Origin of the sequence: Blautia sp. HCP3S3_D9 (assembly GCF_052063845.1) — a bacterium.
Lineage (GTDB): Bacteria > Bacillota > Clostridia > Lachnospirales > Lachnospiraceae > Blautia_A.
In genome coordinates, this window is the sequence record NZ_JBQHWS010000137.1 from 1 (window position 1) to 8576 (window position 8576).

General features: G+C 39.2%; 11 protein-coding genes and 1 riboswitch. All 11 genes read left to right on the forward strand.

All coding sequences use genetic code 11. From position 1 onward, the window contains the following. Nucleotides 1-208 precede the first annotated feature (208 nt). The 11 genes from ACTNES_RS17615 (at nt 209) to ACTNES_RS17665 (ending at nt 8366) form a co-directional block, all read left to right on the forward strand. Nucleotides 209-619: a peptide deformylase gene (locus tag ACTNES_RS17615; protein ID WP_291806918.1), complete on the forward strand. Its 411-nt coding sequence runs from the start codon at nt 209-211 to the stop codon at nt 617-619. 27 nt (nt 620-646) lie between these two features. Continuing rightward, a complete protein-coding gene (locus ACTNES_RS17620) occupies nt 647-1015 on the forward strand; it encodes a VOC family protein (protein ID WP_441040235.1) in 369 nt (122 codons plus the stop codon). Nucleotides 1016-1151: 136 nt separating this feature from the next. Then, nucleotides 1152-2681 (forward strand): Y-family DNA polymerase, encoded by a 1530-nt coding sequence (locus ACTNES_RS17625; protein ID WP_291815969.1) that lies wholly within the window; start codon nt 1152-1154, stop codon nt 2679-2681. A gap of 15 nt (nt 2682-2696) precedes the next feature. Then, nucleotides 2697-3110: a hypothetical protein gene (locus ACTNES_RS17630; protein WP_291816930.1), complete on the forward strand. Its 414-nt coding sequence runs from the start codon at nt 2697-2699 to the stop codon at nt 3108-3110. Nucleotides 3111-3347: 237 nt separating this feature from the next. Continuing rightward, nucleotides 3348-3806 (forward strand): DUF4869 domain-containing protein, encoded by a 459-nt coding sequence (locus tag ACTNES_RS17635; protein ID WP_008704863.1) that lies wholly within the window; start codon nt 3348-3350, stop codon nt 3804-3806. A 5-nt stretch (nt 3807-3811) separates the two neighbouring features. Next, entirely contained in the window at nt 3812-4795 is a 984-nt protein-coding gene (locus ACTNES_RS17640) for an ATP-binding protein (protein ID WP_291816929.1), read from the forward strand. A 65-nt stretch (nt 4796-4860) separates the two neighbouring features. Continuing rightward, nucleotides 4861-4957: riboswitch (THF riboswitch) on the forward strand. 137 nt (nt 4958-5094) lie between these two features. Beyond that, nucleotides 5095-5652, forward strand: coding sequence for a GTP cyclohydrolase I FolE (gene folE, locus ACTNES_RS17645; protein WP_008704861.1), 558 nt, complete (start codon nt 5095-5097; stop codon nt 5650-5652). Beyond that, nucleotides 5649-6146 carry an HD domain-containing protein gene (locus ACTNES_RS17650; RefSeq protein ID WP_291816927.1) on the forward strand — a complete coding sequence of 166 codons (498 nt, stop codon included), beginning with the start codon at nt 5649-5651 and terminating at the stop codon, nt 6144-6146. The genes folE and ACTNES_RS17650 overlap by 4 nt, the downstream gene beginning before the upstream one ends. 39 nt (nt 6147-6185) lie before the next feature. Beyond that, the gene (gene folP, locus ACTNES_RS17655) at nt 6186-6995 is read left to right on the forward strand and encodes a dihydropteroate synthase (RefSeq protein WP_291816925.1); all 810 of its coding nucleotides are present in this window, start codon (nt 6186-6188) and stop codon (nt 6993-6995) included. A 57-nt stretch (nt 6996-7052) separates the two neighbouring features. Further along, the gene (folK, locus tag ACTNES_RS17660) at nt 7053-7904 is read left to right on the forward strand and encodes a 2-amino-4-hydroxy-6-hydroxymethyldihydropteridine diphosphokinase (RefSeq protein WP_008704856.1); all 852 of its coding nucleotides are present in this window, start codon (nt 7053-7055) and stop codon (nt 7902-7904) included. 135 nt (nt 7905-8039) lie between these two features. After that, on the forward strand, nt 8040-8366 hold the full coding sequence (locus ACTNES_RS17665) for a cupin domain-containing protein (protein WP_119253521.1): 327 nt from the start codon (nt 8040-8042) through the stop codon (nt 8364-8366). The last annotated feature ends 210 nt before the right edge of the window (nt 8367-8576 follow it).

The following is an 8576-nucleotide window of genomic DNA, read 5'->3' on the forward strand; positions in this document are numbered from 1 at the left end:
GTATAGCTCTAAAGAGCAAACAGTAGTGGTGCCATGGATGCACCCTGAAAAAAGGCGGTATCCCGCCTTAATTCAGATGCTCTGGTAACTCAGTTACCGAGTAATTCACTAAGGACTTGATTGATGCTGTAAAACTAATTTTGAGTCGATGAGAAAGATTTCCGGTCAGGATAAATAAGAATTAGAAATAAAATACAGGAGAAAATAAATGGTAAAGCAAATAGTAAGAGACATTTTCTTTTTAGGCCAGCCATCCGAGCCGGCCACAAAAGCTGATATCCAGGTTGGAAAGGATCTGCAAGACACACTGCAGGCGAACCGGGAACGGTGCGTTGGTATGGCTGCAAATATGATTGGTATAAGGAAGAATATCATCATTGTGAATATGGGATTTATAGATGTTGTTATGTTTAACCCGGTGATTGTTTCAAAGCATGACATGTATGAGACGGAAGAAGGCTGTCTGTCTCTGGATGGTGTTCGTAAGACGACCAGATATCAGGAAATTGAAGTAGAATATTATGACTTCAACTGGAAAAAACAGCGGCAGAAGCTGTCCGGATGGACGGCACAGATCTGTCAACATGAAATTGATCATTTGTCTGGGAAGATCATATAATCGAATGCGGATTGCGAGGTGGCCGGTATGTTAAAGAATGTACTGATTGTGGTGGATGATATAGAAAAATCCATAGAGTTTTATAGGGACTTATTTGGACTGCAAGTGATTCTTAAGAATGAAGGTAATGTGATCTTATCGGAGGGACTTGTTTTGCAGGATGCCGACGTATGGGGGAAGACGCTGGATGAGATTTCTACTCCATTTAATAACAGGATGGAACTGTATTTTGAGGAATTTGATATAGATGGATTGCTTGCGAAATATGAATCTGGTAAATATTTTGTCCGATATGCCACGGAACTGACAGAAATTGCAGGTGGGCAGAAACTTGTAAGGTTGTATGATCCGAGTGGTAATCTTATCGAAATTCGCACTCCGTTTATGTGTAATTGAGGGAGAAGATATGCAGATGAATGATGTTGAAAAATTCAGATAGAAAATTCTTGAACGGATTGTTGCGATGAGAAAGTTTTCCGGTCAAGATAAATAAGAATTAGAAACGGAACACAGGAGAATTGGGAGGTGCAGAATGACGGAAAAGGAAAGAACCTATATTGCAATTGATCTTAAGTCATTCTACGCATCTGTAGAATGTAAAGAACGAAATAGAGATCCTTTGACGACTAATCTTGTGGTTGCGGATAAAAGCAGAACAGAAAAAACGATCTGTCTTGCGGTATCTCCAGCATTAAAGTGTTATGGGATACCCGGAAGGGCTCGTTTATTTGAGGTTGTTCAAAAAGTAAAAGAAGCCAATAGTGCCCGCAGGTGGAAAGCACCGAACAGAACATTTATTGGTTCTTCTGATGACAGTACAGAATTAAATATCAATCCTGCACTGGAGATTGATTATATTGTTGCTCCTCCCCGGATGGCTCTCTATCTGGAATACAGCACCAGAATTTACAGCATTTATCTGAAATATATTGCGCCGGAAGATATTTTCCCTTATTCGATCGACGAAGTATTTATGGATGTAACGGATTATCTGCATACCTATAATATGACACCAAGAGAACTGGCGATGACCATGATACAGGATGTGCTGAAAACGACAGGTATAACGGCAACTGCTGGAATCGGAACAAATATGTATCTGTGTAAGATTGCGATGGATATCGTGGCGAAGCATATTAAAGCAGATAAAGATGGTGTACGAATTGCAGAACTGGATGAAATGTCATACCGAAGGAAACTCTGGAGCCATAGACCTCTTACTGATTTCTGGAGAGTCGGAAAGGGATATGCAAAGAAGCTGGAAGAATACGGGATTTATACAATGGGCGATATTGCCAGATGTTCCATTGGTAAAGCAAATGAGTTATATAATGAAGAACTGTTATATAGGCTGTTTGGTGTTAATGCGGAGCTGCTGATCGACCATGCCTGGGGGTATGAATCCTGTACCATGAAAATGGTCAAGGCTTACAAACCGGAAACGAACAGTGTTTGTTCCGGGCAGGTACTTCATTGTCCTTATGACTTTGAAAAAGCAAAATTAGTCGTCAAAGAGATGACGGATCAGATGGTTTTGGATTTGGTGGATAAGAAGCTTGTAACAGACCAGATTGTGTTGACGGTTGGTTATGATATTGAGAATTTGAATAATACCGACAGGAAAAAGAAATATCATGGTGAGGTTACGATCGACCGTTATGGAAGAAGAATTCCGAAACACGCACATGGAACGACCAATCTGAAACGGCAGACTTCCTCAACAAAAATGATAATGGATGCAGTAATAAAGCTATATGACAGGATCGTTGACAGAAATCTGCTTATCAGAAGAATCAATATCACAGCGAACAGGCTTGTGGATGAAAGCTCTGTAGAGAGAGAAGAATTGTATGAGCAGTTGAATCTTTTTACGGATTATGAGGCACAAAGGAAAAAGCAGGAAGAGGAAGAGGCTGCGCTGGATCGTGAGAAACGTATGCAGGAGGCAATGCTCAGTATCAAGAAGAAATTTGGAAAAAACGCTGTACTGAAGGGAATGAATCTTCAGGAAGGTGCAACCGCCAAGGACAGAAATGAACAAATTGGCGGACATAAGGCATAAAGGAGTTGGAAGAGGATGAAAAATAATTCTTATGACGATATCATCAATTTACCGCATCCGGTCTCTAAGAATCATCCGCAAATGCCTCTTCGGGATCGGGCAGCGCAATTTGCTCCTTTTGCGGCTCTGCCCGGGCATGATGCTGCGATAAAAGAAACAGCAAGATTAACTGATGAAAGATTGGAACTGAGTGAGGAAGTGATTGCTCAGCTGAATGAAAAAATCAATATAATCAGAAATAATATCGGTATAGAACAGAATGTATCGATAACTTATTTTATTCCCGATGCAAAAAAAGCCGGCGGATCCTATGTTACGTACTCTGGTATTGTAAAAAAGGTAGACGAATATGAGCATACCATGATCATGACAGATCAAACGGTCATTCCAATTGAACAGATAAGCGATATTAAATGTGAAGAGTGGTAAATGTAAAAACAGATACAAAGAATATAGAATGTTTCACTAGTACAGCGAAAATTAAGTTTCTGCTATATTGACGCAGGATTTCACACTCTGATGGGCTGGATTAAGATGCATTATTTTAGAGGATTGCTATAGTTCTGGCAGTAGAGGACACAAGGTTGAAGAAATCAGACAGAAATTCTTTGGCGGAACGAAACCATGTTATAAGAAGAATTGTATTTTGAGAGGAGGCTTTTATAAATGTTGAACATTATTTATGGAGATGTGAAAAACAGTATTTATAATACAAATGTTTATTTTAAAAACAGTTATGAACCAGAATGGCTTGATGCAGAACTGGCGAAAAAGATGATTAAAGATATTGATGATTCAGAAGTATTGAGTGGTGAATGCATTAATAGTCCAGTGTTGGGACAGATTCCTCCTGAAAGACTGTCAGGAGGAGTGAAGACATTGTTGCTGATTTTAAATGAACCGGATCGGATTTTCAATGCCTCGACCTGTGGCGATAACTGTGCAAAATGGATATTGGAAATAGGCAGGATTAAAGATGTTACCATTAATCTCAGGCATATGATGAGTTTTGGAAAAGACACAAAATTTGAGATAAAAGTCCAAAATGGAGGAGAAACGGTCCATTCAATGAAGGAACTTGTTCCTATAGCAAATAAGTATTTAAATGAAATGAAACAGGAGTAGTGATTATGAAAGGTTCACATAGAATCATTGTAGAATCCAGAAAAGTGAAATATGATTTTGTAATTCATAGGAATATTACAATCATTACTGGTGACAGTGGATCAGGTAAGACTGTTTTAATTGATCTTATACATGATTATGGAAGATATGGTGCGGACAGCGGTGTATTTCTTTCCTGTGACTGCCCCTGTAAAGTGATTGATAGTGAGGATTGGGAAAGAAAGATAGAAGAAACAACAGGAAGCATTATTTTTATTGATGAAGGAAATCGTTTCCTGGTTTCAAAGAAGTTTGCACAGCTTGTGCAGGGATCTGATAATTACTTTGTACTGGCTACAAGAGAAAAGCTTCCGGCATTGCCATATAGTGTAAGTGAAATATATGGATTTCGCAAATCTGGAAAATTTCATGATGCGAAACAGAAATATAATGAGATTTATCATTTGTACGGTGAAATATCAGAGGAAAAGAATATCAATCCGAAACTTGTAATAACAGAGGATTCCAATTCGGGATTTGAATTTTTTAAAGAAATGTCCAGACAGAAGGGTGTGAACTGTTTTTCTGCTAGTGGGAAGTCAAATATCATCAGACAGTTGGAACAGAGACCGAATGAAGAGGGTACAATTTTGGTCATCGTAGATGGAGCTGCATTTGGTTCAGAGATGAAAGATATCAGTGAATGCATTAAAACACAGGGAAACATTGTACTCTATGCACCAGAATCTTTTGAGTGGTTGTTACTTTCAACAAAGGAAATACCGGAAGTAAAAGTAGAAACAATACTTCAGAATCCAGAAGAATATATAGACAGTAAAGAGTATGTCAGTTGGGAACGATATTTTACAGATTTATTGATAGAAAGTACCAGTAAGAATTTTATATGGGCATATTCGAAGAAAAGGCTTACAAAGGCGTACTTTGCTCCAAGAATAGTGAATGCGGTAAAAACAATCATGAAATTGGTAGACTGGGAAAAATCATTCTGAAAAGTCAGAAAAAACCTTTTCTATTGTCGTATTACATGGTATACTGAATACCGAAATGAATGATATGCAAAATAGGATTTTATGCGTCAAGTGTTCGGTGAATGGGGAGTTGTCACTGAAACGAAAAGTGCGTCTTACGGTATATTATCCGCACCCGTTGCAAACAATATAAGAGGATATCTCATATTGTGTTAGGGAATGTTTTTGACATACATTCTATCACAATTGGAGATATCCTTTTTTGATTTGATCAAAAGGATAATCTCCATTTCAAAAAATACAAAGGAGGTTATTTTTTAATGGTTGACAAAGTGAAAATTGAGCAGGCAGTCCGTCTGCTTCTGGAAGGTATCGGTGAAGATATCACACGGGAAGGTCTGATCGATACTCCTGACAGGATTGCCCGCATGTGTGAAGAAATTTACGGAGGTCTTGGCCATGAAGCGGACCAGCACCTGTTAAAGCAGTTTCCTGTAGAGAATAATGAAATCGTACTGGAAAAAGACATCACCTTTTACTCCATGTGTGAGCATCACCTGATGCCTTTTTATGGAAAAGCTCATCTTGCATACATCCCCAACGGCAAAGTTACCGGTTTAAGCAAACTGGCACGTACAGTAGAGGTTTATTCCAGAAGACCACAGATTCAGGAACGGCTTACTGTTCAGATTGCAGATGCTTTGGAGCGCACTCTGGATCCAAAAGGAATTATGGTAATGCTGGAAGCGGAACATACCTGTATGACCATGCGCGGAATAAAAAAACCGGGTAGCAAAACGATCACTACTGTAACCCGTGGTGCGTTTACAGAAGATAAGGAACTGCAGAAAATGTTCCTTTCTATGGTAAAAGGATGAATAACAATTTTTCAGATATGGATCGTGTCAATCGGATTTGGAGGCATCCGGTTTATCAGGAACATTATAAAAAAATACAGGAACTTGAAAGTGAACGGATCTTCTGCCGTCATACGCCTGAACATTTTCTGGATGTTGCACGGTTGATGTACATTTATGCACTGGAGAAACATCTGGAGTTGCCCAAAGAGCTTATCTATGCAGCAGCACTTCTTCATGATATCGGACGTGCACAGCAATATCAGTACAACATTCCCCATGATATTGCAGGAGTAGAAATCGCAAGGGAAATTCTGTCAGATCTGCACTTTACAGAACAGGAAAAAGAACTGATTCTGTCTTCCATTGGACATCACCGAAAAGGAGATTCCTGCAGTACGCTGGCAGCACTTCTTTATAAAGCGGATAAGCAGTCCAGAAATTGTTTTTTATGTTCCGCTGCTTCTGAATGCTATTGGTCTGATGATAAAAAAAATATGAAAATTGAATACTGATCTTCTTCATAAGCATAAAAGAAAGGATGGGCTCTGCTCATGAAAATTGGAAACCGTTTTTTTGATACTAAGAATCATACTTACATAATGGGAATTCTAAATGTTACCCCTGATTCCTTTTCTGACGGCGGCAAATGGAATCATATGGATGAAGCTCTGAAACATACAGAGGCGATGATTGCTGATGGTGCAGATATTATTGATATCGGAGGCGAATCTACACGTCCCGGCCATACACCTGTCAGTGCTGATGAGGAAGCGCAGAGAGTTCTTCCTGTTATTAAAGCGGTCAAAAAGCATTTTGACATTCCTGTTTCTGTAGATACTTTTAAGAGTAGCGTTGCTGAAAGCTCTATCCAGGCAGGAGCTGACCTGGTTAACGATATCTGGGGATTAAAATATGATCCGAAAATGGCAGCTGTGATCGCAAAATATGATGTGGCCTGTTGTCTGATGCACAACAAATCTAATACAGAATATCAAAATTTTGTCATTGATATGCTCGCTGAAACACAGGAATGTGTTAATCTTGCAAGACAGGCTGGAATTAAAGATGAAAAAATCATGCTTGACCCGGGAATTGGTTTTGGAAAAACATTTGAAATGAATCTGGAAGCAATGAATCACCTGGAGCTTTTTCAGAATCTGGGATTTCCGGTTCTCCTTGGTACATCCCGCAAATCCATGATCGGACTGGCACTGGATCTTCCTGTAGATCAGCGCGTGGAGGGGACTTTGGCTACCAGTGTAATTGGCGTAATGAAGGGATGCTCTTTTGTCCGTGTCCACGATGTTAAAGAAAACAAGCGTGTGATCCAGATGACAGAAGCAATCCTGGGACGCAGATAAATTACTGGCACAAAACAGATGGTAAATATAAATAACATACAGAAAGGATTTGCTGTTATGGATGAGACCAGATTAGATAAAATAGAAATTAAAGAGTTGGAGGTTTTTGCAAACCATGGTGTATATCCTGAAGAAAATGTTTTGGGACAGAAATTTGTTATTTCTGCTACACTTTTTACCAGAACACGTCTGGCGGGATTAACCGATGAGTTGTCTGCTTCCATAAACTATGGCGAAGTCAGCCATATGATTACTGATTTCACCAGAAAACATACTTATAAACTTCTGGAATCTCTTGCAGAGAATCTTGCAGAAATGCTTCTTTGCTCTCTTTCCGGACTTGAAAAAATCACTCTGAAGATCGAAAAGCCCTGGGCACCGGTTGGTCTTCCTCTGAAAACTGTATCTGTGGAAATTACACGGAAATGGCATACTGCTTACATTGCTTTTGGCTCTAATATGGGTGATAAAAAGATGTATATAGACAATGGAATCCGTGGTCTGGCAGAGACAAAAGGATGCCGTATAGAGGCAATTTCCGATTATCTTATTACAGAACCTTACGGAGTTACTGATCAGGATGAATTTTTAAATGGAGTTCTGAAAATGCGGACACTTCTTACTCCTGGAGAATTGCTTGTGCGACTGCATCAGTTAGAACAGGCGGCAAACAGGGAACGTATCATCCACTGGGGACCAAGGACACTGGATCTGGATATCCTGTTTTATGATCAGGAAATTATTGATATGCCAGATCTTCATATTCCTCATATTGATCTGCACAACCGCGATTTCGTTCTTGTACCAATGAATCAGATTGCTCCGTATCTGCGACATCCTGTGTTAAATCAGACCATTTCGCAGCTTCTGGACAGCCTTCTGAACAAATCTGAAAATACTGCAAAATAAAGTGAACAGTAACCAGTAACGATATTTTGTTACTGTTCCATTGATATTTACTTTGCCATTTTTTACAAACAATGCTATGATATATTCAATGGAAATTCTATAAAAGAGAAAACACCTACAGGAGGGCAAAAAATTATGAAAATCAGACGCGAAGAACACATGGCAGGTGGAAATGGTCACGTAATCATCAAAGAAATCCTTGATGCAGAACAGTTGAATGGTAAATGTGGACTGTATGCACAGGTAACCCTGGAGCCGGGATGTTCACTGGGATATCATGAACATCATGGAGAAAGTGAAACCTATTATATTTTACAGGGACAGGGCGAATACAATGACAACGGTACCTATCGCCCGGTAAAAGCAGGAGATATTACATTCACACCGGACAATCATGGACATGCACTTGCAAATACAGGAAATACAGATCTGATTTTTATGGCTCTGATCATTAAAGACTGATATAAAAGCAGCAGCACATATTTCTTATGGAAATAATGACTGCTGTTTTTATTACCAGGACAGACTGATTATAATAAAAAATAGTATAAATCAAGTATCATTGTTAGGGTCGGGCGGAATCGACCACCCAGAGTCGCTTAGAATTAACCATTTTTAGTCGGATAGAAAAAGCCATTGTATTTTCCTTTTCGTGTTCTAAAATGATGTATG